26 protein-coding genes and 3 tRNA genes are annotated in these 24,026 nt (G+C 65.1%); 13 read left to right on the top strand and 16 right to left on the bottom strand.

Annotated features, from left to right (window positions below; all coding sequences use genetic code 11):
• Window positions 1–260 precede the first annotated feature (260 nt).
• The 5 genes from RND64_RS01815 to RND64_RS01795 all read left to right on the top strand — a co-directional run bounded on the left by RND64_RS01815 (window position 261) and on the right by RND64_RS01795 (window position 4,062).
• On the top strand, window positions 261–1,439 hold the full coding sequence (locus tag RND64_RS01815; protein WP_270484736.1) for a PucR family transcriptional regulator: 1,179 nt from the start codon (window positions 261–263) through the stop codon (window positions 1,437–1,439).
• A gap of 429 nt (window positions 1,440–1,868) precedes the next feature.
• Window positions 1,869–2,096: a hypothetical protein gene (locus tag RND64_RS01810; protein ID WP_270484738.1), complete on the top strand. Its 228-nt coding sequence runs from the start codon at window positions 1,869–1,871 to the stop codon at window positions 2,094–2,096.
• Window positions 2,097–2,571: 475 nt separating this feature from the next.
• Window positions 2,572–2,868 carry a hypothetical protein gene (locus RND64_RS01805; protein ID WP_270484740.1) on the top strand — a complete coding sequence of 99 codons (297 nt, stop codon included), beginning with the start codon at window positions 2,572–2,574 and terminating at the stop codon, window positions 2,866–2,868.
• A 49-nt stretch (window positions 2,869–2,917) separates the two neighbouring features.
• Window positions 2,918–3,124, top strand: a complete 207-nt coding sequence (locus tag RND64_RS01800) for a hypothetical protein (RefSeq protein WP_270484742.1) — start codon at window positions 2,918–2,920, stop codon at window positions 3,122–3,124.
• 50 nt (window positions 3,125–3,174) lie between these two features.
• A complete protein-coding gene (locus tag RND64_RS01795) occupies window positions 3,175–4,062 on the top strand; it encodes a hypothetical protein (protein WP_270484745.1) in 888 nt (295 codons plus the stop codon).
• 20 nt (window positions 4,063–4,082) lie between these two features.
• On the opposite strand, the gene tgt is transcribed toward RND64_RS01795, so the two are convergent.
• A complete protein-coding gene (tgt, locus tag RND64_RS01790; protein WP_039856704.1) occupies window positions 4,083–5,336 on the bottom strand; it encodes a tRNA guanosine(34) transglycosylase Tgt in 1,254 nt (417 codons plus the stop codon).
• A gap of 136 nt (window positions 5,337–5,472) precedes the next feature.
• On the opposite strand from tgt, the gene RND64_RS01785 reads away from it, so the two are divergent.
• Both RND64_RS01785 and RND64_RS01780 read left to right on the top strand, forming a co-directional pair.
• On the top strand, window positions 5,473–5,925 hold the full coding sequence (locus RND64_RS01785; protein ID WP_039856684.1) for a hypothetical protein: 453 nt from the start codon (window positions 5,473–5,475) through the stop codon (window positions 5,923–5,925).
• A 51-nt stretch (window positions 5,926–5,976) separates the two neighbouring features.
• Window positions 5,977–6,774: a MerR family transcriptional regulator gene (locus RND64_RS01780; protein WP_005208064.1), complete on the top strand. Its 798-nt coding sequence runs from the start codon at window positions 5,977–5,979 to the stop codon at window positions 6,772–6,774.
• A 1-nt stretch (window position 6,775) separates the two neighbouring features.
• On the opposite strand, the gene RND64_RS01775 is transcribed toward RND64_RS01780, so the two are convergent.
• Window positions 6,776–8,086 (bottom strand): UDP-N-acetylmuramoyl-tripeptide--D-alanyl-D-alanine ligase, encoded by a 1,311-nt coding sequence (locus tag RND64_RS01775; protein WP_039856685.1) that lies wholly within the window; start codon window positions 8,084–8,086, stop codon window positions 6,776–6,778.
• Between the two features lie 85 nt (window positions 8,087–8,171).
• On the opposite strand from RND64_RS01775, the gene RND64_RS01770 reads away from it, so the two are divergent.
• Window positions 8,172–9,248, top strand: coding sequence for a D-alanine--D-alanine ligase family protein (locus RND64_RS01770; protein WP_331436412.1), 1,077 nt, complete (start codon window positions 8,172–8,174; stop codon window positions 9,246–9,248).
• Between the two features lie 221 nt (window positions 9,249–9,469).
• Here the strand turns inward: RND64_RS01770 and RND64_RS01765 are convergent.
• The 4 genes from RND64_RS01765 to RND64_RS01750 form a co-directional block, all read right to left on the bottom strand.
• Window positions 9,470–9,560 (bottom strand) — tRNA-Ser (locus tag RND64_RS01765).
• An 81-nt stretch (window positions 9,561–9,641) separates the two neighbouring features.
• On the bottom strand, window positions 9,642–9,851 hold the full coding sequence (locus RND64_RS01760; protein WP_049700151.1) for a CsbD family protein: 210 nt from the start codon (window positions 9,849–9,851) through the stop codon (window positions 9,642–9,644).
• 172 nt (window positions 9,852–10,023) lie between these two features.
• On the bottom strand, window positions 10,024–10,293 hold the full coding sequence (locus tag RND64_RS01755) for a hypothetical protein (protein ID WP_049700152.1): 270 nt from the start codon (window positions 10,291–10,293) through the stop codon (window positions 10,024–10,026).
• 122 nt (window positions 10,294–10,415) lie between these two features.
• On the bottom strand, window positions 10,416–11,054 hold the full coding sequence (locus RND64_RS01750) for a TetR/AcrR family transcriptional regulator C-terminal domain-containing protein (protein WP_270484758.1): 639 nt from the start codon (window positions 11,052–11,054) through the stop codon (window positions 10,416–10,418).
• A 70-nt stretch (window positions 11,055–11,124) separates the two neighbouring features.
• On the opposite strand from RND64_RS01750, the gene RND64_RS01745 reads away from it, so the two are divergent.
• Window positions 11,125–12,072: an NAD-dependent epimerase/dehydratase family protein gene (locus RND64_RS01745; RefSeq protein WP_270484761.1), complete on the top strand. Its 948-nt coding sequence runs from the start codon at window positions 11,125–11,127 to the stop codon at window positions 12,070–12,072.
• A 72-nt stretch (window positions 12,073–12,144) separates the two neighbouring features.
• Here RND64_RS01745 and RND64_RS01740 read toward each other — a convergent pair whose 3' ends face one another.
• Entirely contained in the window at window positions 12,145–12,606 is a 462-nt protein-coding gene (locus tag RND64_RS01740) for a nucleoside deaminase (RefSeq protein ID WP_082938012.1), read from the bottom strand.
• A gap of 50 nt (window positions 12,607–12,656) precedes the next feature.
• Window positions 12,657–13,199: a tRNA adenosine deaminase-associated protein gene (locus tag RND64_RS01735; protein ID WP_005208124.1), complete on the bottom strand. Its 543-nt coding sequence runs from the start codon at window positions 13,197–13,199 to the stop codon at window positions 12,657–12,659.
• A 115-nt stretch (window positions 13,200–13,314) separates the two neighbouring features.
• Here RND64_RS01735 and RND64_RS01730 point away from each other — a divergent pair, with 115 nt between their 5' ends.
• Window positions 13,315–14,319 carry a prephenate dehydrogenase gene (locus tag RND64_RS01730; RefSeq protein ID WP_082938005.1) on the top strand — a complete coding sequence of 335 codons (1,005 nt, stop codon included), beginning with the start codon at window positions 13,315–13,317 and terminating at the stop codon, window positions 14,317–14,319.
• A 4-nt stretch (window positions 14,320–14,323) separates the two neighbouring features.
• Here RND64_RS01730 and RND64_RS01725 read toward each other — a convergent pair whose 3' ends face one another.
• The 5 genes from RND64_RS01725 to RND64_RS01705 all read right to left on the bottom strand — a co-directional run bounded on the left by RND64_RS01725 (window position 14,324) and on the right by RND64_RS01705 (window position 17,087).
• Window positions 14,324–14,872, bottom strand: a complete 549-nt coding sequence (locus RND64_RS01725; RefSeq protein ID WP_049700292.1) for a putative glycolipid-binding domain-containing protein — start codon at window positions 14,870–14,872, stop codon at window positions 14,324–14,326.
• Window positions 14,873–15,023: 151 nt separating this feature from the next.
• A complete protein-coding gene (locus RND64_RS01720; RefSeq protein WP_049700293.1) occupies window positions 15,024–15,773 on the bottom strand; it encodes a hypothetical protein in 750 nt (249 codons plus the stop codon).
• Window positions 15,774–15,907: 134 nt separating this feature from the next.
• Window positions 15,908–16,669: an aquaporin Z gene (gene aqpZ / locus RND64_RS01715; RefSeq protein WP_049700155.1), complete on the bottom strand. Its 762-nt coding sequence runs from the start codon at window positions 16,667–16,669 to the stop codon at window positions 15,908–15,910.
• A 210-nt stretch (window positions 16,670–16,879) separates the two neighbouring features.
• A tRNA-Arg gene (locus RND64_RS01710) sits at window positions 16,880–16,955 on the bottom strand.
• 40 nt (window positions 16,956–16,995) lie between these two features.
• Window positions 16,996–17,087, bottom strand: a tRNA-Ser gene (locus RND64_RS01705).
• Between the two features lie 189 nt (window positions 17,088–17,276).
• Between RND64_RS01705 and hisC the strand changes: the two genes are divergently transcribed.
• Entirely contained in the window at window positions 17,277–18,350 is a 1,074-nt protein-coding gene (hisC, locus tag RND64_RS01700; RefSeq protein ID WP_049700156.1) for a histidinol-phosphate transaminase, read from the top strand.
• Window positions 18,351–18,565: 215 nt separating this feature from the next.
• Here hisC and RND64_RS01695 read toward each other — a convergent pair whose 3' ends face one another.
• On the bottom strand, window positions 18,566–19,612 hold the full coding sequence (locus tag RND64_RS01695) for an alpha/beta hydrolase (protein WP_331436411.1): 1,047 nt from the start codon (window positions 19,610–19,612) through the stop codon (window positions 18,566–18,568).
• A gap of 223 nt (window positions 19,613–19,835) precedes the next feature.
• Here RND64_RS01695 and RND64_RS01690 point away from each other — a divergent pair, with 223 nt between their 5' ends.
• Window positions 19,836–20,348 (top strand): acyl-CoA thioesterase, encoded by a 513-nt coding sequence (locus RND64_RS01690; RefSeq protein WP_431818455.1) that lies wholly within the window; start codon window positions 19,836–19,838, stop codon window positions 20,346–20,348.
• Between the two features lie 10 nt (window positions 20,349–20,358).
• On the opposite strand, the gene RND64_RS01685 is transcribed toward RND64_RS01690, so the two are convergent.
• The gene (locus RND64_RS01685; RefSeq protein ID WP_331436410.1) at window positions 20,359–21,600 is read right to left on the bottom strand and encodes a hypothetical protein; all 1,242 of its coding nucleotides are present in this window, start codon (window positions 21,598–21,600) and stop codon (window positions 20,359–20,361) included.
• Between the two features lie 73 nt (window positions 21,601–21,673).
• Window positions 21,674–22,795: an acyltransferase family protein gene (locus tag RND64_RS01680; protein WP_331436409.1), complete on the bottom strand. Its 1,122-nt coding sequence runs from the start codon at window positions 22,793–22,795 to the stop codon at window positions 21,674–21,676.
• Window positions 22,796–22,865: 70 nt separating this feature from the next.
• Here RND64_RS01680 and RND64_RS01675 point away from each other — a divergent pair, with 70 nt between their 5' ends.
• Window positions 22,866–23,969, top strand: a complete 1,104-nt coding sequence (locus RND64_RS01675; RefSeq protein WP_331436408.1) for a magnesium transporter CorA family protein — start codon at window positions 22,866–22,868, stop codon at window positions 23,967–23,969.
• Window positions 23,970–24,026 lie beyond the last annotated feature (57 nt).

Below are 24,026 nucleotides of genomic sequence, written 5' to 3'. Positions count from 1 at the left end.
ATGAACCGACGTGTCAGAAGTTGTGAATGCCCCCGAGTGGGGGCTGGATCGTCGAGGTTTCCGTTTTTTGCGCCGAGCGCGGTTCATCATGTCTTTCTGTCGGGAGTATTCGAAGCTGGAACGTCAGAGTTCAGGATACGTCAATGTCAACGAAACGGACATCGCGATGGTTCCCGGTCTGCAGGACCGACCTCGAGGCCAAGCCCCAATCCCACTTCGGTCTCCGACAGTCGCGCCGCTGCAGCGTTAACGTTTGTGTCGTGGCGTCGCGTGGAATCGACAACCAGATCGCCGAACTCGGTGGACTTCTACAGGCTCAGGTGGATGACCTTGCCCTACTCATCGTTGCCGCGATCCACGCTGAGGTCGAGTTCTATCACGCAGACAACGCCGTTTCCGGCGACTCGCTGTTTGCTTCCGCCCGCGACAATTTGAGTCACGTTTTCCGCTCGCTGGAAGGCACCACGGGGCCCGATCTGTCATCGGCCGTCGAGATCGGTCGACTCCGGGCGGAGCAGGGGGTGCCGTTGGCGTCCGTGATGGACAGTTTCCGAATTGCCGCTCACCAGATTTGGCAATCCCTGAGTGAAGCGATCGCAGGTATGTCAGCCGACGCAGCCTTGGCACTTGCTGCGACCGAGAAGATCTGGTCTGCCCAGGACTCCTACACGGAAGCGATGTCGGGGGCATATCGCGATCACGCAACAGCCCGTGCGATCGACGACGAAGCAGAACGCGCTGCGCTGGTCGAGGCGCTGCTCGAGGGACACCACCTCGCGGATTACACACGCTGGGACATCGCGCGCATGCTGGCGATCCCGGCACAGGGACCGTATGTCGTCGTCGCGGCGCAGCCGCCGATGCCGGGCCGGATGCCGTTACCCGATATTGCCGGACGTCTGCGAACGGTCGACGTCTACTCGGCGTGGAGACTGCTGCCGGACGTACACATCGGGCTGGTGCACGTCGGCTCGCGGAACGCACATCGCAAGGTTGTCGACCTGCTCGGTCGGGTGGCGAACACTCCGGTCGGGGTGAGCCCACAGTTCGACGATCTCACCGACACCGCCGTCAGCATGCGCTACGCACGGCTGGCCATGCAGTCAGTTCCCTCGGGAATGCTGGTCAAGGAGTTCGACGACTCGGTGCTCGGTGTTGCTGCGGTCAGCGCACCGGATGTGACGCGCAAGATCGCCGAGGTGGTCCTGGGCAAGTACGACTCGCTTCAGGACGCCGACAAGGAGTTGTTGGCAGCCACGTTCCGCGCATGGATGCTCGCCAACGGCTCTGTTGATGACGCGGCGGAAGCGCTCTCGTGTCATCCGAACACGGTCCGTTATCGGCTGCGCCGGATCGAGCAGGTGACGCAGAGATCTCTTCGCGTGCCAAAGGAATTGACGGAGTTGTGTCTGGCATTCGAAATCGCGGACCGACTCTGATACGAGCGATCGTGTCGAGAAGTCGCGGGCACGATCGAGGCGTGCCCACGCAGCGCGGCCAGCTGCATCTTCCGTTGTGGCGGAAGACAATATAGATCCAGGGATTTCGGATTCGCGGACGTATACGACGCTGGATGGCGGTCGTTAGCATTCTGTGGCAGCCGACGCTCCGCGTGCGTGCACTTGGCTGCTGAGACAAAGCCGCCGCGCTGACAAATCGAGAACTCTCTTTCGGTCTTGCGCAACGAACATTTTCACGACCCGCGGAAGGCACGATTGAAAGTGACTGCTGCTGCAGTGGTATTGGCTCCGCTGGCGGTGTTGATCTTGCCATTCGCTCTTGACTGGTACCACCGAACCGTCGTAGGGGAAACCCTCGACACGATCGATTCAAGAAGTGCGATCTGCACTACGGAAAGGCTGTCGATCATGGATGCACAGTCGGAGAATCCGTCCACCCTGCAAGCGAGAGTGTTCCTGGGCGAGTTCGAACTGCTTGCCGCAGCGTTGATCAAGCAACTCGACGCCGTCGATGTGCCGGCAAGCGAGAGGCGGGCACTGCTCACCGAGCTGTTCAACGTGCGCGCTCAGATAAACCGGCTTCAGGCGGCGTACCACTTCCCTGTCGACGACCGGCCCGCGAAGTCACCGCAGTAGGAGCAGATACTTGTCGGCCGACTCGGCCCCAAGCAAGATACCCGCTTGGTCGGCAATAGGCGATATGAGCCGATCGTCGGCATGTGATTTGTATTGGCGGACAAGGGAATCTGATGATCTTTAGGACCTTTGACCTACCGCGACAAAGTCCGACGAGCGTAGTTTCACTAGTGCATGGGAGTTACGCACCCACCGACGACAGCAACTGACGATCGAGAACCCGGATCGGGGTTCGATCGAGTTTTGACCAACCTGCGAAGTCGAAAGGTAAGACATGTCAACGAATTCAGAATCTACAACTGCCAGCGAGGTCAACAGTGACACGTTGGTTGATGTACGCCTGGACGACCTGCGAAATTTCATCAACAGATTTCTCGACTCCGTGGCCTCAGCCGAGAGGGAGAATCATGAGCAGGTGCAAGCCCGCATAGCCGAGGCCGCCGAAGCAACCGAGAGGGTAGCCGGGGACCTGAAGGTGAAGAGTGATGCGGCCACCGCCGCGGTGACCTCGCATTGGCAGTCATTCACAGATGCGTTGTCGGCCAAGAAGGCTGAGGTTGACGCGCAGATCACCGAGCGCGCTCAGGAGCGTGACGTCCGCCGTGCGCAGGAGGCTGCGGATAAAGCCGAACGCATTGCCGACGACTCGGTGAGCGTTGCACGGATCGCGATTCAGAACGCATGGGTGGCCGTACTCGACGCCATCGACGCCGCGCTCTATGCCAAAGATCTCACGAACCCATCAGACACCCCGGTGGGCAAGGACGCCTGAGGATTCCTGGAAGGACATCATGAGTATGAATAGAATTGTGATCGCTGCCGTGGGTATCGCACTCGTGGTCGGCGCGGTGATCTTCAACAGCAAGCGGCGCACGGTCGATGCGACCACCCTGGAGATCCAGGACGCGATGAGCGGACTCGACCCGGTGTCGCGGGCGGCAGTGATCGCCCGATTGGCCGCTGACAAAAAAGCACAGTGGGACGACAAGACAAAACTGGACGAAGAGACACAGCTGGACGAGAAGTAGCGACCGACGGGAAGCACCGACTGCGTACGGAGTGATATCGATATGCACCAGTGAGTGAGCAGCGCGAGCGGATGGATCGCGAGCGGATCGATCCACAGAGTCGATTCGCGGAGCGCCGTCGTCGACTTCATGAGGCCCGGTCGGGTCGGATCACGACGGCGATCGCCGATCGGTTCACCGAGATCGACGGCGGTACCGCGGGCACCCTCGTGTCGGTCGAGCTGTTCACCACGGTGATCCCGTTGATCATCCTCGGATTCGGATACTTTTCCGGGTTCGCCTCCAACGCCAGCCCGGGAACGGTGTTCATCCGGGAAACCGGGCTGCATCACCCACTCGACGACCAGGTGCGCGAGGCTTTCGGTAACTCCGCAGGATTGCGATCGAGTTGGACCATATTCGGCGTCGCGGGTTTCCTGGTCTGGGGAATCCCCATGTCGATCACCATCGCCGCCATCTTCGGAAAGGCATGGCGTCGGGAACAATTCGGAATCGGCCAACGTCTCCTCCGCGGCGCCATCTGGTTCCTGCTGTACCTCGTGATGCTCGCCACGCGCGAATGGCTGACCTACACCGTCGGCGCCGGCACGACCACACACGCGCTGATGTTCGTCGTCGGGCTGATACCGGTGTGGATCTTCTGGTCGCTGACCCCACCGCTCTTGGTCCGCGACGGGGGTCGAGGTCTGCGCTATCTTCTCCTGGCCGGGTTAGCCGGGGTTGCCGTCGATGGTGTCGTCCTGCCACTCGCCTCGCGAGTAGCGTTTCCGGCACTGCTTTCCGGCTGGAACGGGTTCGGGCCGATCGGGGTGGCCATGACGCTGATCCTGTGGTGCGGGGTGATCGGCGTCGGATGGGTGGTCATCGCCTGCGTCGGCGCAGTCTTCTGGGAACGCATCACGCCGGAACACACGGTTCTCGAGTCGCAAACGGCCTGATCACCCGGCCATTGCGTGGCTCAGTCGTTGCGATTGCCCGCGTAGTACCGGCCGAGGAACTCTTCGCGGTAGGCGTAGTAGTCGCCGGACTCGATGGCTCTGCGCGCGCCGTCGACCATCTGCACGACGAAGGCGACGTTGTGCAGTGTTGCCAGCGTCGCACCGAGTCCTTCCTTCGCCTTGAACAGGTGATGCAGGTAGGCGCGCGAGTACTGCGAGGTGTAGTTGGTGATCTCGGGATCAAGTGAGCGGAAGTCGGTGCGGTATCGCGCGTTGGTGATGTTGTAGCGGCCGTCGAGCGAGTAGATGGCGCCATTGCGCGCGACGCGGGTCGGCGAGACGCAGTCGAAGGTGTCTGCGCCGTTCTCGATCGCGGTGAAGATGTCGTCGGGCTCGCTGATACCCAACAGATGTTTCGGCTTGTCTTCTGGCAGTTCGGAATTCACCCAGCCGACGATCGTGCCGAGGTTGGCCTTCTCCAGGGCGCCGCCGATTCCGAAGCCGCCGAAGCCCTTTCCACCGGAATCCTGGTCGCGACGCGAGAGCTCGGTCAGGTCACGGGCAGCTTTGCGTCGTAGATCCTCGTACTGCGCGCCCTGCAGGACTCCCCACAGCGACTGCTGGGGTCGATGTCCACGCTCGACGGAAAGCCGATTGTGTTCTGCCAGACAGCGAATCGCCCACTGCCGGGTGCGTTCGAGCGAATTCTCCTGGTAGCCACGGGTGTTCATCAGCGTGGTCAGCTCGTCGAACGCGAAGATGATGTCGGCGCCGAGTTGGTGCTGGATCTGCATCGACAGCTCGGGCGTGAACCGATGCGACGACCCGTCGAGATGCGATTTGAAGGTGACGCCGTCGTCGTCGACACGGGAAAGTCGTTCGCGCCCTTCGGCAATCTTCTCGTCGTCCTGCTCGCCGGTCACGTCCATCGAGATGACCTTCTTGAAACCCGTGCCGAGCGACATGACCTGAAACCCGCCGCTGTCGGTGTAGGTCGGACCCGACCAGTTCATGAAGGCGCCGAGGCCGCCCGCGGCGTCGACGATCTCGGGTCCCGGCTGCAGATACAGGTGATAGGCGTTGGCGAGCACGGCCTGCGCGCCGAGCGCGGCGACCGCCTCGGGCAGGACCGTCTTGACCGTCGCCTTGGTTCCGACCGGAACGAAGGCGGGTGTGTGGATCTCGCCGTGCGGCGTCGTGATGACCCCTGTGCGGCCGAGCGAACCGTCGAGCCGCGTGCCCACCGCGTACGAATGTTCGGGATGCAGGTGCAGACCGGTCGGGTTGGTGTCGGGAGCGTCGATGTCGGGCGGGGTCACCGACCGATCTTCGCAGGTCGAGCGCCCTGAGCTCAAACCAGCTCCCGACGAGGTCCGCGGACCCGAAGCGTCGATTCGCTACGGTGAGTCCATGACGCGCGGAACGAACCTCAAGGTACCCACCCGGATCGTGCTGGCCTGCTGCGGAGCCCTCGCGGCCACGTCCCTGGCGCTGACCGGCTGTGGCTCCGACCAGCAATCAGACACGTCGAGCTCTGCGACGACGCAGGTGAGCGATTCGACGAGCCCCGCCGTGGTCGGCGGCCCCCGACCGGGAACACCGACCACCTCGGTACCGCCCGAGACCGCCGCGGGCACCAAGTCGTGCGACCAGATCTCCGGGCCCGACGGCGCGCTGACCGTACAGATTCTGGCCGGCGACGTGAGTTGTGCCGACGCCATGACACTGGCGAAGTCGTACGGACCGAAGATCTCGAGTGGTGAGCCGCAGGATGTCGACGGCTGGTCGTGCGCCCCGGCCACCGGACACGGCCTGCTCGCGGCGTGCGAGAAGGGCTCGGACAGAGTTGGCTTCGCGCCGTAGTGCATTCGCCGACTTGACCCTCACGCGACGTCAGGCAGCAAGGTCATCGGTGTGAGCGAAGGAAATGCCCCGTCGTCGGGCGACCTCACCGTCGGTGCGGTCGCTGGCCTCGTCGGCGTCAGTGTGCGGACGCTGCACCATTACGACCAGATCGGTGTGGTCATCCCGACGGGCCGAACACCCGCGGGATACCGCGTGTACGACGACGCCGACGTCGAGCGCCTCCACCAGGTGCTGACCTACCGGGAGTTGGGCTTTCCGCTCGAGCAGATCGCGACCCTGCTCGACGATCCGCACGCAGATGCGCTGGGCCACTTGACCACCCAGCGCGATCTGCTCAATGAGCGGATCGCTCGCTTGCACCGGATGGTCGCAGCAGTGGAGGACATGATGGACGCGAAGAAGTCAGGAATTCAGTTGTCGGCCGCCGAGCAGAGCGAGATCTTCGGCGACGAGTGGCTACCCGAGGAGTACTCAGCCGAGGCGCAGCAGCGCTGGGGTGACACCGACGAGTGGAAGCAGAGCCAGCAGCGAACGGCCCAGTTCAGCAAGGACGACTGGCGCCAGATCAAAGCCGACGCCGACGCCTTCGAGGCACGACTCGCCGACGCGTTGCGGCGCGGCGTCGAACCGAGTTCTGCCGAGGCAAACGATCTCGCCGAGCAACATCGGGCGAGCATCGAGAAGTTCTACGACTGCGGCTACGAGATGCAGGTCTGTCTCGGCGACATGTACGTCGCCGATCCGCGATTCGCCAAGCACTACGACGCCGTCGCGCCCGGCCTCGCGGTGTTCCTGCGCGACGTGATCCGCGCCAACGCAGAAGGTAAGGACACAGACGGGAAGTGAGTCAGCCCAGCTTTTCGGCGACCCGCTCGAGCGCTGCGACGCGGCTGCCCTTGACCAGGACCGCGTCGCCGCGCTCGAGTCCGTCGAGTGCTGCGACGGCGGCGTCGATGTCGGCGACGTGGGTGGCCGTCGAGCCGTAGCTGGGCTCGTCGACGGCGATCACCGTGACGCCGAGTGAGTCGGCCTGGGTCGCGATCGCCTCGTGCTCGGCGGCTGAATCGTGTCCGAGTTCTGCCATCGTTCCCAGCACGGCGAAGCGTCGTCGAGCATCGAGGGCCGCCAGGGAGCGCAGCGCGGCCGACATCGACGTCGGGTTGGCGTTGTAGGCGTCGTTGAGCACGACGACGCCGTCGGCCGTGGTGGAGAGCTCCATGCGCAGACCCGAAAGCGCGGCGTCGAGGAACCCGGCGGGCATCGACTCGACGGGTACGCCGAGCCCGCCCGCTGCCGCCGCGGCGGCGAGCGCGTTGGACACCTGATGCTCGCCGCGCGCCGCGAGCGACACCTGCGTGCTGCCCCACGGCGTGTGCAGGCGGAACGATGCACGGAGCTGATCGTCGACGACGATGTCGGTGGCCACGACGTCTGCCGAGGGGGTGAGGCCGTAGGTCAGCACCTGCGCGGACGTGCGGGATGCCATTGCCGCGACGCGCTCGTGGTCGGCGTTGAGCACGGCGATGCCGTCGGCCGGAAGTGCCTCGACCAGTTCACCTTTCGCACGCGCGACGGCCTCGATGCTGCCGAAGAGTTCGAGGTGCACGCCCTCGACCCGGGTGATGATGCCGACGGTCGGGTGGGCGATCGAACACAGCAACTCGATATGCCCGACCCCGCGCGCACCCATCTCGACGACCGCGGCCTCGGTGTCGTCGGGGGCGTTGAACAGGGTGAGCGGTAGGCCGAGTTCGTTGTTGAACGACTTCTCGCTCGCGGCCGTGCGGAACGTCGTGGAGAGCAGTCCGGCCAGCAGATCCTTGGTCGACGTCTTGCCCACCGACCCGGTGATCCCAACCACCCGTTCGGGAAGTCGACGCCGCGCTGCGCGGCCGAGGTCGGCGAGTGCGAGCGCGGTGTCGACGACGGTGATGGCCGGGGCCTCGACGCCCTCGACAGGGCCGGTCGAGGTGAGGTAGGCGCCCGCTCCCGCCGACACCGCGCCCTCGATGAAGTCGTGTCCGTCGCGAGCAGCGACGACCGGGACAAACAGCTGTCCGGACCGCACCGCGCGCGAGTCGATCGTCGCGCCGTCGACCGTCACGTCGTTTCCGACGAGTTGACCGCCAACCGCGTCCGCCACCTCATTTGCCTGCATGTGCACGACTCAACGCTAGAGGAAGGAGCAAAACGCCCCGCACGCCGGGGAGAGCGCGGCGAGGCGTCGACGTATCGTGTGACCCATGTCGACTCCCCTGCTTCGCCTGGTTGTTCTCTACGGCGGCGTGTCCGCCGAGCACGATGTGTCGCGCGTGACCGCGGCGCACGTGCTGGCAGCAGCCGATCCGGCCAAGTACAGCGTCGTCCCGATCGGTATCGCGAAGAACGGGACCTGGGTCCGCAACGACAAGGTGATCGCCTCACTGGCCGACAAGACACCGCTGCCCGATGCACTCGACATCGCGGGCACCGTCGTCGACCCGCTGCGCGAGCTACAGGCCGATTCCGACGGAGCGATCACCGTTGTGCTGCCGCTGCTGCACGGCCCGCACGGCGAGGACGGCACGATCCAGGGAATGCTCGAGCTGTTCAAGCTGCCCTACGTCGGCGCCGGTGTGCTCAGCTCCGCAGCGTGTATGGACAAGGGCATGGCCAAGGTCATCGCCGCGCAGGCGGGAATCCCGCAGTGCCGGTGGATCGAATACCGCGACGGCGTCGACGACCCGCGCACCGTCGCGTTCCGCGCCATCGAGGAGCTGGGCCTGCCGCTGTTCGTCAAGCCGGCCAACCTCGGGTCGTCGGTGGGAATCACCAAGGCGCACAACGCAACCGAACTCGACGACGCGATCAACCTGGCACTGCGCTACGACGACGTCGTGGTGATCGAGGAGTTCGTGTCCGGGCGTGAGGTCGAGGTTGCTGTGCTCGGCAACGAGAGCCCCGAGACGTCGGTGCCGGGCGAGATCATCTCCGGCAGCGAGTTCTACGACTACGAGGACAAATACATCACCGGCGCGGCCAAGCTGGTGATCCCGGCGCCGCTGAGCGACGAGGCGGTGCGCGAGGTCCGTGAGCTCGCAGCGAAGACGTTCCTCGCCATGCGGTGCGCGGGCATGGCGCGGGTCGACTTCTTCTACGAGGAGGACGGCCGCGGTTGGCTGCTCAACGAGGTCAATACGATTCCCGGATTCACCCCGGGCTCGATGTACCCGAAGCTGTGGCAGGCCACCGGGATCGCCTACCCCGACCTCATCGACCGCCTCGTCACGCTCGCGCTGGAAGCACACCGTCGGCGCGCGGGGTTCTCGACGGAGCACTGAGGCCGTCGTTTCCCGCCTGACAGGGCGTGTGGACCTGTTCTATCCGAAGACGTTCCGGACCTCTCCCGTTTTCAGTCATTTTGAGAGGCGCCCGGCGACAAAAGCCCAGGTCGGCTCGTCGGGACCGTTCAGAAATGACTGAAAACGGGAGAGCCGAGGCGGCGCCGCTCGGTTCCAGACAGCGAAATACCCCCTCACCTGTGTAGGTGAGGGGGTATTTCTGGCGGTGGCGGAGGGATTTGAACCCTCGGTACGGGGTTACCGCACACAGCATTTCGAGTGCTGCACCTTCGGCCGCTCGGACACGCCACCGCGGAAGACTGTACCGCAGCTGGCGTCTGACACTAAATCAGCAGGTCAGCGAAGCGCATGTCACTCACCACGCCGAACGGCTCAGTGGCCGGTGAGCTTGTTCTTCAGGCCGTCGACGCCTTCTTTGACCTTGTCGGCAACCTCAGACACCTTCTGCTTGCCCTCGGCTACAGCCTGGTCGCCCTTGCCCTCGTTCTTGAGGTCATCGTTGTTGGTCAGGCTTCCGACAGCTTCCTTGCCCCGACCCTTGAGCTCTTCTGCCTTGTTCTGTGCATCATCAGTGGTTGCCATAGAACTCTCCTTCGCGTGTGCGAACCAGAGCGCGGTTTTCGCGTCTCCTGAAACCCACCGTACACACCGTCGAAGTACGCCTGTTAGATCGAAATCTGTCCGCGTCGAAGCCTGTCCGAATCACCCTCGCACACACCTGGACTCCGATGACGTTCTCGATCGAGGGCAGGTCTCACTTGCCGAGGAGCTTGTCCTTGATCTCGCCGAACTTCTCCTTCGCCGTGCCCACAGCGCCCTGAACCTTCTCGTTCTCGGTGAACTCGGTCAACTTCTCCTTCGCCGTGCCCACCGCATCCTGAACCTTCTCGTTCTCGGTGAACTCGGTCAACTTCTCCTTCGCTGTGCCCACCGCATCCTGAACCTTCTCGTTCTCCGTGAACTCGGTGATCTTGCCCTTGACCGACTCCACGGCCTCGTTGATCTTGTCGCTTGATTCACTCATGATGTCGACTCCTCGCCATGCAGAGCCCGATGCTCCACGCTCGGTTACCAACCTGCCACACCGCGGCGACTGTGTCTTTCGGTGAGAACCCTGGTTTATGCACGTCTCGACACCCCCAGCGATCAGGTGGTAGCCCGCCGGAGCGCGTCGACGATGGCATCGAGGTTGCGCTCGAATCGCTGCTCACGATCGCCAAAGAGAACTCGGCCGGCCTCCACGACCAGCGGGACGTCGTCCCCGAGCATCTCGGTCCGATCCGACAGTGAATAGCGCGGCTCCCCCGATTGAGCGCGCTCCTGCTCTTCGATGACGAATCCGACGACAAAAGCTGTCACGAATTCGACTGCGCTCACAGCCCTTTCCAGATCGACGCCCGACGCGACGAGTTGCTCGAGCCACGGTTCCTGCGCGCGCAGCACCTCCGGGTCGGTCAATCGCGTTCCGCTGAACGTGCGCGCTCCGTCGCGATGCGCGAGGTACTCGCGACGAAGTACGCGCGCGTAGGTCGCCACCGATTCGGGCCAGACCCCCATCGGTTGCGCACGGAGTTCGGCGATCACCCGACGTTGAATCTCGGTGCCCATCTCGTCGAGCAGCGCCTGCTTGTTCTCGACGTGCCAGTAAAGCGCGGGCGCCTTGACTCCGAGTCGGGTCGCCACGGCGCGGACCGTGACGGCGTCGATGCCCTTCTCGTCGAGGAGGTCCAACGCCGCTTGCACGATGTCGGCGCGGTTCAGCCCCTTGGGTCTTCCTGTCGGCACGGTTGACAGCTTAACAAAGTTAAGGGAGTCTGGATGCAGTTCCAATTTAACTAAGTTAAGGAGACTCGTCATGAAGGCAGCAATCATCACCGAAGCCGGACGGACCCCGGTGCCCGGAACATTCGACGAACCGCAGGTCGTCGCGGGAACCGAGCTCTTCGAGCTCGTAGGCGCAGGCCTGCACCAGATCGTCAGGTCATTGGCGGCGGGCCGCCACTACGGAAGTTCCGGCATATATCCCCAGGTACCCGGCATCGACGCCGTGGTGCGCGCAGCGGACGGTTCTCTGCGCTACACCGGACGCATCGCGCCTCCGTGGGGCACGATGGCCGAGCGCATGGCTGCACAGGGCGGATTTCCTGTCCCCGACGACGCCGACCCGCTCGCAGTGGCCGCAGGGGTCAATCCTGCGGGCTCAGGATGGCTTCCGCTGCACGCCCACCGCGACGCACACGGCAGCTTGGGGACCGTGCTGATCCTGGGTGCGACGGGGATGTCGGGTCGCCTGGCGGTTCAGAGCGCTCGGACCCTGGGCGCCGAGCGCATCATCGCCGCCGGCCGGAACCAGGCGGTACTGCGCAGCCTGCGCGCGCCCGACGTCGACGCCGTCGAACTCGATGTCGACGATCCTGCAGGCGCGCTAGCTGAGGCCGTTGCCGCGTCGACGCCCGACCTCGTCCTCGACTACGTCTGGGGCCCGATCGCCGAGGCCACGTTCGCGGCACTCGGACGGCAAGGGTTGCACGAAGACGACGCTCACATCTCGTACGTACAGATCGGGTCGCTCGCCGGGGCGCACGCCGCAGTACCGTCGACGCTCCTGCGATCGCGGAACATCACCATCTCGGGCAGCGGGGCGGGTTCGGTGTCGGCCGAGCAGCAGATGCGCTCGATACCAGCGGTCATCGACGCGATCGCGTCCGGCGCCCTGCAGGTGCCCTACGCAGCGTTCGGGATCGACGACGTCGAGAAGGCGTGGAGCTACGACGGACCGGAGCGTGCCGTCGTCACGCCGTGACGGGACGGCCAGGGGCGCACAGTCGGCAGTCTCGAGCGCACAGTCGACGGTCTCGAGCGCCCAGTCGACGGCTCAGCCCTCACGGCGCGTGTCGAAGAAGCCGACCATCAGCTCTCGACACTCCGCCTCCCGCACCCCGCCGCGGACCTGCGGGCGGTGGGCGAGGCGAGGGTCGCGGACGACGTCCCACAGCGACCCGACGGCGCCGGTCTTGGGTTCCCAAGCGCCGAAGACCAGTGAGTCGACGCGTGAGAGCGTGATCGCTCCGGCGCACATGGTGCATGGCTCGACGGTGACCGCGATTGTGCATCCGGGCAGCCGCCACCCGTCACCGAAGGCGCGCGCGGCGGCACGTAGCACGAGGATCTCGGCGTGGGCGGTCGGGTCGGCGTCGAGTTCACGGCGATTCCCGGCACGCGCGAGTTCGACGCCCGCCGGGTCGAAGACCACGGCTCCGATGGGGACGTCGTCGGGTCCGGAGGAGTCGACGGCAGCAGACAGCGCCTCACCGATCATCTGATCCCACAGGCTCATCTGATCCCGAACGCGCGACGCGTCACGCCCGCCGTTCACCTGCGGAGCCTTCAGTGTCCGAGCGAGTCGAGCACCTTCGACAGTTCGTCGGCGAATCCGAGTCGCGCGGCGATCATGCCGATCTGCTCGTCGGCGTAGAGGTCGGTATCGCCGACGATCACGCCCATCACCGCGTCGGGAAGTCCGAGGTCGGAGAGCACGCCGAGGTCGCCTTCCTCCCACGGGTCGATGTCGTCGAGCTCGTCGTCGTCGAGATCGGGGACGTCGACGTTGATGGCGTCGAGGACGTCGGCGGCGATGTCGTAGTCGATCGCGGCGGTCGCGTCGGAGATCAGCAGTCGCGCACCGCCGGGGGCCGGGCGGACGACGATGAAGAATTCGTCGTCGATGTCGAGGAGCCCGAACACGGCACCCGCTGCCCGCAGTTCACGCAATTGCGTCTCGGCGGCGGACAGGTCGGTCAGGGCAGACTCGTCGAGCGCCTTGACCTTCCAAGCGGCATCCTCGCGGACCACGGCTACCGCGAAACCCTCGATATCGTCGATCGCTTGCTGCTTGTTGGAGTCCGAAACCCCAGCGCCGGCACCTGCCATGACGCTCACGGTAGTCGAGAATCGACGCCCGCCCCAATCCCCTTCCGACTCAGGTCGCCTACACTCCGTCGCCACGCGCTCCGAGACCCGAGACCGATGTGCGAATCTGGACCTTGTGACCGAAGACAAGCAGGGCAGCCAACCGCAGACCGCGCAGGAATCACAGACGACGGCGACGACTCGACGACCGGTCTGCATCCTCGGCCTCGGACTGATCGGCGGGTCGTTCATGCAGGCCCTGGCGGCGGCCGGTCGTGACGTGTTCGGCTACAACCGCTCCGAGGCAACCGTCGACGCGGCGTCGAATTCTGGATACGACGCCTCGTCGGATCTGGTTGCGACGCTGCAACGCGCGGCAGCCGACGACGCGATCATCGTGCTGGCCACCCCGGTCACGACGATCGAGCCGCTGCTGAGTGCAATCGCCGAAACGGCACCGCGATGCCTGCTCACCGACGTCATCAGCGTCAAACAGGCTGTGGCGGAAAAGGTTTCGAGGCTTCATCCACACGCGCGCTACGTCGGAGGGCACCCGATGGCCGGGACGAGCCGGTCCGGATGGGACGCATGCGATCCGACGCTGTTCACCGATGCGATGTGGATGGTCACCACGTCCGACGACACGGACGCCGACGATTGGACCGCGGTGGCAGAGCTCGCGTTGGAGGTGTCAGCGGTTGTCGTCCCCGCGGCGCCGGACGCACACGACCGGGCCGTCGCGGCGATCTCGCACGTTCCACACCTGCTTGCCGCGGACACCGCCGCCGTCGGCGCGGGCGAGAGCAACCTTGCGTTACGCCTGGCAGCAGGCAGTTTCCGGGACGGGACGCGCGTTGCCGCGACCGAACCCACGCTGCAGCGCGCCATGATCGAGGCCAACGACATCGCCGTACTCAACGCACTCAGCGAGGCGATCGACCGTCTCGTCCAGGCACGCGACGAACTGCGCGACTCCGGCAGCGTTGCCGCTCTGATCGACGACGGACATCGCGCGCGCATGGCTTACGAGGAGATGGCGGCGCGGGGTCGGGAGCCGATTGTCGGGGTCAGCGTCGGCGCGCCCGGCTGGGCGTCGGACATGCGTAAACAGGCCCACGAGGGGCGAGTCTGGCTGGGGTGACCCCTCAGACGCGCTCGGCCAGTCCCGAGTAGTTCACGACGAAGCCGTTGTCGTCGACGGTGATCTTGGCCGTCGCGATCGGCGAGACGACGTCGATGCCGTCGGGTCCCGAGGTGTAGTGCATCTGCGCCGGCTTGACCTCGCCGGTCGGCAGGTAGACGTACGCCACCGGGATCTCGACGTCGGTCGGTGCTGTGTTCAGGCCGAATCGACGGATGGGCAGCGCGTTGAACATCGGCGACATGGCCAGGTCGACGTCCTGCGCGCCGTCGAAGTCACTGCGGATGGTGTCTCCGTTGGTGCGCACGAGCCAGAGGTTCTCGTCGTCGTGGGAGAGTCCGAGTTGGCTCTCGCCGCTCTCCCGGAGGAGGTGGATGGAGAGTCGCTTCGTCACGCCCGCGTCGTTGGTGATCAGCTCGTACGAGGCGGAAAACGCCTCCGAGTCGGCGGTAGCCGCCGAGATGATCCGACCGTATGCCTTGATGCGCAGCCCGGACACGTGCAGGCGTACCTGCTCGAGTCTGTCGACTCCGACACCACGCCAGGTGATCATCGTCTTGTACTCCCGAACCGGAGCGGTGTCGACCGATCCGCCGCTCGCTGCGGTGTCGTGATCAGGGGCTGGGGTTGTACTCACGCGTCTACGGTAGCGAGCGAGAGGCCGCTACACACATCGGATGCCGGTCTCCATCACTTCGTTACGGTCACGCGCGGCACGAAGCGGTCCGTCGGGCAGACCCTGCGTCGACCCGATCAATCGAGACGCTCTGGCCGTCGACCTTGATCTCACACGACGCCGAGCTGTTCTGTCCGGCGAGGACCAGCAGTCGTAGCGGCGCCGATCCCGCGGTGAACTCGAGGTGCCACGTGGGCGGTGGGGTGAACTCGCTGCGCAGGCCGACGTCGTCGACGTAGAGGATGGTCCCGCTGCCCTCGATGGTCGCGTCGTAGGTGACGGATCGGCCCGCGGTGTCGCTGTCGCGCGGTGCAGGCGTCGCGCCGGGCGGGAGCATCGGGTTGCCCGGCTGCTGTTGCTGGGTCGGGACGTCGGGAACGGTGGGGTCGACGATCGTCAGGGTCGCGGGCGCGTCCTGCGACTGTGCGCCGGATTGCCGTATCAGCGAGAATCCGTAGAAGACCAAACCGAGAACGACGGCTGCGACCAGCGCGAACACCACTCCCGTGCCGAACTTTCCCGGCGACTTCGGCTGACGCCGCTCGTCGTCGAAGTCCGTTGGGTCGGGTCCTGTTTCGTCGGGTGGGGGTCCACCGTGTGGGGGTGTCGCGCCTCCGGGCGCGGAGGTCTGGGGTCCGGCGGCAGTCTGCGAGGGCTGCTGGCCGGGCACGAACCGCGGCGTGCCGTCGGGGGCGAATCCGAGCGGCGGGTAGAGGCCAGGCATCAGCGGCGCGCGATAGAGGTCCTCGGGCCGCGGCCCCGCCTCCTGCTGTCCCATGCTGACGCTCCCGTCTCCACTGCCTGCCGACATCCCTGACGCCGCAATCCCTGATCCCGACGATACGGACCGCCACGACGACGCGACGGCCGGCCACGGGCATCGCGCCCGGGCCGGCCGTCGTGTGTGTTCGGTTAGACGGTGTTCTGCACGGGCGCGAACTTGAAGCGTCCGTCCTCGAACAGGAGCGGGTAGAGCAAGCCGCCGATGATGCCACCGACGAGCGGGGCAACCCAGAACACCCACAACTGTCCCGGTGCGCCGTTGCCGTTGAAGAAGGCGACGCCCGTCGAGCGTGCGGGGTTGACCGACGTGTTGGAGATCGGGATCGAGATGAGGTGGATGAGGGTCAGCGCCAAGCCGATTGCCAAGGCGCCCATACCCTTTGGTGCACGGACGTCCGTCGCGCCGAGCACGACGATCAGGAAGAACGCGGTCAGCAGGATCTCGGCCACGATGACCGCGACAAGCGTGTAGTTGCCGGGGCTGTGCTCGGCGTAGCCATTGGCAGCCATATTCCCCTCACGCGACCACCCCGGTTTGCCCGAGGCGATACCCCAGAGGGCGAGGCCCGCAAGCAGACCGCCGACGATCTGCGCGACCCAGTAGCCCGGCAGGTCGCGCCACGGAGTACGTCCGCCGACGCATGCACCGAGCGTGATGGCGGGATTGAAGTGGCCTCCGGAGATGTGACCGAGGGCGTACGCCATTGTGACCACGGTGAGACCGAAGGCGAGGGCGACGCCGAGGTAGCCGACACCCACCTGGATTCGGGTGCCGGTGTCGTCACCGACGGCCACCTCTTTCGCGGCAAAGATCGCGGTACCGCAACCGCCGAAGACCAGCCAGAACGTGCCGAACAACTCGGCAGTGATTTTTGCAATGGGCGAAGGCATAGAGTTCCTCTCGTCGTACGACTCGGGACCGGATGTCACATCAAGCACTTCTGCCACTTCAGTACATCACCGATGATTGCAGATTCTCAGTGTCCGATTCACAACAGTGACCTCGGCGAGACCATGTGCAGACCTGCGCTCCGGTCGACGCCGGACGCGATCCGTCGACGACAAACTCCCCGCCACCGAGTACCGGTGACGGGGAGTGTGTGGTGCGCCCGTAGGGATTCGAACCCCAAACCTTCTGATCCGTAGTCAGATGCTCTATCCGTTGAGCTACGGGCGCGTAGCGTTATTCAGTTCTCCGCGGTCGAGGCTGACTGCGGTGGCGGAGGCGAGAGGATTTGAACCTCCGGTCCCGTTTTAGCGAGACAACTCATTAGCAGTGAGTCCCATTCGGCCGCTCTGGCACGCCTCCTTGGCGGAGTCCTTTCGAACTGCCGAGTGGAAAGATTACACACGGTCATCAGTCCGAAGCAAACCGCGAGCTACGGGGCGCGACGACCTGCATGGACAGACCCTCGCAAAGGCGTCGTGGAGCACGGGCAGACGGCGTCTCGCATGAGCCGGTTTCGGCATGGGCACGCTCGCGTCCTACATTTGACGTGTGAGTTTCCGCCTTCGCCTTCACCTCGAAGAACTGCCCGTCTACGTGCCCGGTGCCACTTTTCCCGGCGCGATCAAACTCGCGAGCAACGAGGTGACGTTCGGGCCGCTGCCCAGCGTCGAGCAGGCCATCACCGACTCGCTGCAGACCATCAACCGCTACCCCGACAACGGCATGGTGGAGTTGACGGCCTCGCTCGCCAAGCGTCTGGGCGTGACCGAGGACGAGATCCAGGTCGGCTGCGGCTCGGTCAGCCTGTGCCAGAACCTCGTGACAATCACGTGCGAGCCGGGCGACGAGGTCTTGTTCGGGTGGCGGTCGTTCGAGACCTATCCCCTGGCGACCCGTCTCGTCGGAGCTGTGCCCGTGCAGATCCCACTGACCGACGAGCTCAGCTACGACCTCCCCGCGATGGCCGACGCGATCACCGACCGCACACGCCTGATCTTCGTCTGCAACCCGAACAACCCGACGGGGACCATCGTCGACGCCGACAGCCTGCGGACGTTCCTGGCGAAGGTTCCCAGCGACGTCGTCGTTGCTCTCGACGAGGCGTACTTCGAGTACATGCGACCGTCGCAGACGCAGGCGTACGACGCCATCGAACTGCACCGCGAGTATCCCAATCTGGTTGTGCTGCGGACATTCTCGAAGGCGTACGGACTCGCGGGGCTGCGCGTCGGATATGCGATCGCGCATCCCGAGGTCATCACCGCGCTCGGCAAGGCTCACGTACCGTTCTCCGTGAACTCGGTGGCCCAGGCCGCGGCCATCGCAAGCCTCGACGCCGACGACGAGCTGCTCGCGCGCACCGAGGCGATCGTCGAGGAGCGCACCAGAGTCGCAGAGCAATTGCGCGACATGGGATATCGCGTCCCGGCGACGCAGGCGAACTTCGTCTGGATCGAACTCGGCGACGCGACAACCGATTTCGCTGCCGCCGCGCGCGACGCAGGCGTGATCATCCGACCCTTCGCCGGCGACGGCGTGCGCGTGACCGTCACCGAGGCCGAGGATAACGACGCCTTCCTAACCTTCGCCACCCGCTGGGCCGAGGACCACTCGGCGGGATAAGGCGCACAGTCGACGGGATAAGACGCCCATTCGACGGTCTGGAGCGCCCAGTCGACGGTCCCGAGCGCACCGTCGACAGTCCCGAGCGCACAGTCGACGGGATAAGACGCCCAGTCGACGGTCCCGAGCGCCCAGTCGACCGTGCGGTCACCGTCGAGTGGGCGCCCCATACGGCCGAGTGGGCGCCTAAAACAGCCGAGTGTGCGCCGTGCGGCTCAGTACAGGCCGCGCGAGACGGTGCGCCAGGCGGCGGGGAGGTCTTGCTCCCAGTAGGCCCAGGTGTGCGTGCCGATCAGGCGGAAGCCGTCGGTGTAGCGCACGTTGTTGGCGCGCATCGTCGCGGCGAACTCCAGCGAGCAGCGGTAGGCGCCCAGCTCGAGCGCCGACGACGACGCCGTCACGGCCTCGGGTGGGCCCTCGTCGGGTTCGATCCGACGCTGCAGGTCGAGCGGGCCGATGGCGCCTGATCCGGCGGCCAAGAATATGTCCTTGCCGCGCAGTGCGTCGAGGTGCTTGGCCGGATCGTGAGCGTCCCAGCCCGCGGAGCCGAAGGGCCCCCACATGTTCGTCGCGTCGCCGCCGTCGCGGCCGACCGTCGTGCGTACGTATGCCTCGTTGGCAGCGCCGGAGACCGGCGGACAGCCCGACAGCGAGGCGAGTCCGCTGTAGGTCGACGGATGACGGATGGTCAGCGCGAATGCTGCCTGGCCGCCCATCGACAGACCGATGATCGCGTTGCGCCCATTGCCGTCGAATTTCTTGTCGACCAGCGGAGGAAGCTCCTTTGCCAGGAAGGTCTCCCACATGGGTTGTCCCACTTTGGGATCGCGCTTTTGCCAGTCGGTGTAGAAGCTGCCCTTACCGCCGGTCGGCAGCACCACGTTGACATTCTTGCCCGCGAAGAAGCGGCCCGCGTGGCCCTTGGTGATCCAGTCGCTCACGTCGCCCTCCGCTCCGGCGCCGTCGAGCATGTACACGGTTGGTCGTGGACCTGACGCATTTGCGGGGGTCAGCACCGACAGCTTGATCTTCGTCTTCATCGACGGCGACGTGACCCAGACGTCGGTCCTGAGCGGTCCCAGCTTCTCAACCTTCGCGATCTGCGCGACAGGCACGGGTGCTGCGTCCGCCACGGCGGGAACGCCGGTGAGTAGCGCGGAGAATCCGACAAGCGCGGTCGCGAGCACGGCAGATCGTCGAATCACCGACCCACTACCTCCCGTGCGCCGACGCGCAGCCGTGATCCTCCAACGCCCACCCATGCAAGTGTCTCCTCGAACTCTTCGGAGCGCACCGACCATCCAGAGTCGGGCACTCGCGATCGTGCGCATCTCATCGTCATGCGCACATCTTGAAATGTCAGGACGGCCCGCATCAGTGGGTTCCCCTCCCACTGCGGCCGGTGTCGTCCACAGGGTACGTGTCGTTCCTGGCAACCAACATCCCCGAACCGTCTTCGCGCAACGTCGACATAAGGTTGTTATTGTGACGACACCAAAGGATCTGGATAGTTCGACGAAGTCCGCAGGTGAGCGCGGTCTGGGTGTCGGAGATTTCGCATTCGTCGCCGAGGTCCCCGTGCGGTGGTCGGACATGGATGCCTTTGGTCACATCAACCACGCGCGGATGGTCACCCTCATGGAGGAGGCCCGCATCCAATGGTTGGTCATGGCAACCACTCTGGCCGCTGAAGCCGACACACCGACCGGGTCCCAGGCGGAACTGATCAAGAGCGCGATGATCGTCCACGTCGAGATCAGATATCAGAGCCAACTACGGCACGACGATTCGCCGTTGCGGATTGGCATGTGGATCAAGGGTTTTCGATCGGTCGACTTCACCATCGGCTATGAGATCCGCGGCGCGCACGCCGAGGACGACTCGAAACCCGCCTGCGTCGCGAGCACCCAGATGGCCGTCGTCGACGTTGAGGCACACTCGCTTCGACGACTCACCGGCGTCGAAAAGGATCACCTGCGGTCCTGGTCACGCGCCTGAAGCGACGCGGTCAGGACGGCTCGTAGCGGGCGGGAAGCTCCCGCGGCACGGCAGGCGAAATGCGTGCGATGTTGCCCTCGAGGACGTCGCGGTAGCTACGCAACTGCTCCTCGCCGCTGCGCACCTGCTCGGTCAGACGCTTGGCGTTGTCGACGGAGATCTCCCGGTCGCCCGACCTGGCGATGAGCGCGTCGATCCTGTCGTCGATGGTTGCGGCCCTGTTGTATTCGGACAGGATCTGCAGTTCGACGGCGGCCGACTCGACGACGTACGCGACGTCGCCGAGCGCCTGCACACGGTCGATGAGTTCGGTCCAGACCGGCCGCAACACCGTTTCACGACGATCGATCTGGGCGGCGAACGAGGCGTCGAATCCGCCGTTTCGCTTGGCGCGGTCGAGGTCGATCCGCACGGAACGCAGCGCGATGACGTCGGCGACGATCTCGGCGAGCTCGGCGTGCAGATTGACCTGCGTGCGCTGCACGGCGAAGTGGTCGGACCGCCACGCCGGATTGCGCATGATGCGGTCGTAGTAGTGGGCGGCGAGGAACATCAGCGTCTCGTAGCCGTCGACGAAGTTCGCCACCCCGGACAGCGGTGAGGCGGGGTTTCTCGGCGAAGCGGGAGTCCCGTCGACGGCGGCGACGCGGTTGGCCCACTCCCCCGCCTGCGGATATCCCGAACGTGCGGCGACCTGTCCGACGACGCCCGCGATCCGTTCGACAGCCGCCGTTCCCGCACGACGCATCGGGTTCGACGTGTTCACGTTCGGGGTCGGTGTGCAGAGCAGTCCGGCGAACAGGCGCTCCCGCTCCTCGATCTCGAGGTACACGTTCTCCCGACGTTCCCTACGGATGGCGCGCGTACTACCTGCGAAAACGCCCTTCGCGGTCACGATCAGCTTGCGCGAGTCGTCGCGCCGACGCAGCAGCCCGTTGAGACGCCCGCGCATCAGCGTCACGACCATTCCGGGCACCATCGGGGCGTCGAGTTGGCTTTCGAGCTGGACGATCGCCCGCTGGAGTCGACGCAGCTCACCGAAACCCGTGGGCAGCGTCGGTACAGGCAGTCCGGAAGAGATTCGGCGGACCAGGATCGCCCGGCCTGCCGGGGTGAGATACCCCGACGCCACGAGCAGTGCGGCGGCATCGGAGAGCTCGGGGCGTTCACCGGCGACGGCCGATCGCTCACACCAACTGCGGATCTGAGCACTGCTGTCGCCACCCCGCTGGGCCGCGCTCTTGTCGATCATCGTCGGAACGCCTTTGGTTCGGGACCGTCTTGCGGGCGAGAGTAGTAACTTCACCCCGCCGCGTTCCCAAATTCTACCTGCGCAATTCGGGTGCCCGAGGCGTCGGCGCACGCCACAGCGGACGGGTCGCGCGGTGCAGCGCCCACGCGATGGGGATGCTGATCGCGGTTGTCACCACGAACGCCACGACGACGTTGCCGCTGAACACGCGATAGTTCAGCAGGTCCATGACCACTTCGAGTACGAGGACGTGCACGAGGAAGAACTCGTAGGAGATCTCGCCGAGCCACACGACGGGACGGCTGCCGCACAGCCGCGCCCACGGCGACGACTGGTCGGTTGCGGTGAGCGGACCAACCATTCCGACGGCGATGACGAGGTAGAGCAGATTCTTGACAATCGTCGCCGACGCCGTGCTCGGCGTGATCGTCGGCTCTCCTGCCAGTGGCAGACCCGACACGAGGAACGCGACACCCGCGGCCGCAAGCCAGAACCAGGTGTTCCACTTGGCGACGAGCGGCGCACAGACCGCCAAGATCATGCCGGCGACGAACCATCCGAGGAAAGCAGGCGCCCAGAGTCGGGCTGTCGGATCGGCGTCGGGATTGCCGTCGACGAGCACCGACCACACCGGACTGACCAGCCCGATCACGAGCAGGCCACCGATGAGCAGGTCCGGTCGCCAGCGGCATCGGCACACGACGACGATCAGCAGCCAGGCGATCACCGGCAGGAGCAGGTAGAACACGACTTCTGCTGCGAGACTCCACATCTGGGTCAGGCCGGCATGCAGGTGACCGATGCCATAGACCTGCGTCAGGGTCATGTTTCGCCAGAAACCCGACCAGCCGACGCCTGTCACCGCGGCCTCGCCACCCGGCGAATACCAGCCGTAGACGAGGTAGACCGCGATCACCGTGATCCAGTACGCAGGCAGGATTCGCCGTGCACGATGCCAGAAGTAGCGCCGAGTCGACGGTGGGGCCGAGCCCTTCTGCATTGGCCGAATCCACTCCGAGAACAGCAGGAACCCCGAGAGCACGAAGAAGATGGCGACGCCGACCTCGAACCGAGAGAACAGGCGACCGACGTAGTCGTCGGTGTAGTTGCCGGTCCAGAAGGCCGCATGCGTCAGGCAGACCGCGGCCGCAGCCAGCGCACGCACTCCGGTGAGCGACGGGATGCGGTGGGCCATGGGCCGATCCTGCCAGGTCGAGCGAGCGCGGCAGCGTCGAGGACCTCTCGTCGCGTGGCAGGATGACGTCATGGGAGACGAGCGCATCCAGGGCCAGATCTGGCGCGATGGCAAGAAGGTCGACGGATTCTCCCTCGAATCGGTCTCCGACCTCATCGGCGAGTCCGACACCGTCGTGTGGGCCGACCTACAGTGCCCGACCCATGAGACGCTCTCTTCGCTCGCAGACGAACTCGGGTTGAACAAGTTCGCCATCGAAGACACGATCTCGGCCGCCGAGCGCGTCAAGACCGTCACCTACAGCGACCACACCTTCATCATGGTGTACGGCATCGAGATGAAAACGTCTGCGACACAAGATGTTCGACGCTCCGACAGCGATTCCGACGACGACGCTGACGACGACTCCGACGATCCACCACCCCCGAGGTCGGGGGTGGCCGCCAACAACGGGCAGAATCAGCGCGCCAAATCCTTTACATTGCACCGCGTCTCGATCTTCATCAAGGACAACGCCGTCATCACGGTGCGTATGCATCCGGGCGACGGGATCAAGACCGTGGTGGAACGCTGCGAGGACACGAACGCCGCGTCGCTCGGGGTCGGCGGGTTGCTCTACGTGGTGCTCGACGTGGTTGTCGACGGTCATTTCGACGCGGTGCAGGTACTCGACGACCAGATCGAGGAGCTCGAGGACTACCTGTTCGACGAGTCGGTCCCCAACGTGAGCCTGCAACGTCGGACATACGACCTGCGCAAGGATCTCGTGGTGCTGCGGAGGGTGGTGCTCCCGATGCGTGAGGTGGTCGGCACCATCCAGCGACACCGCTACCAGGATCGCGGAGAGCACGCGGCCGAGCTCGACCCCAACTACTCCGACCTCTACGACCACGTGCTGCGTGCCGCCGAGTGGACCGAGTCACTGCGCGACATGCTCAGCAGTGTCTTCGAGACGAACCTCTCGTTGATGGACGCGCGGCTGAACACCGTGATGAAGAAGTTGACGGCGTGGGCCGCGATCATCGCTGTGCCGACCCTCATCACCGGCTACTACGGACAGAACGTGCTGTTCCCCGGATACAGCACGTCGTGGGGTGTCTGGGTCAGTGCGATCCTGATCGTCGGGTCTGTCATCGTGCTCTACATCAACTTCCGCAAGCGGGATTGGCTGTAGTCACGCGGGGTGTCGGTGTGCGACACGCTCGAATTGGAATCTGAAACCTCTTGTCCC

The organism is Gordonia sp. w5E2 (assembly GCF_036540975.1).
Taxonomy (GTDB): Bacteria; Actinomycetota; Actinomycetes; order Mycobacteriales; family Mycobacteriaceae; genus Gordonia; species Gordonia jacobaea.
Note: the sequence above shows the minus strand (reverse complement) of the source record. Positions and strands in the feature narration are given on the sequence as shown.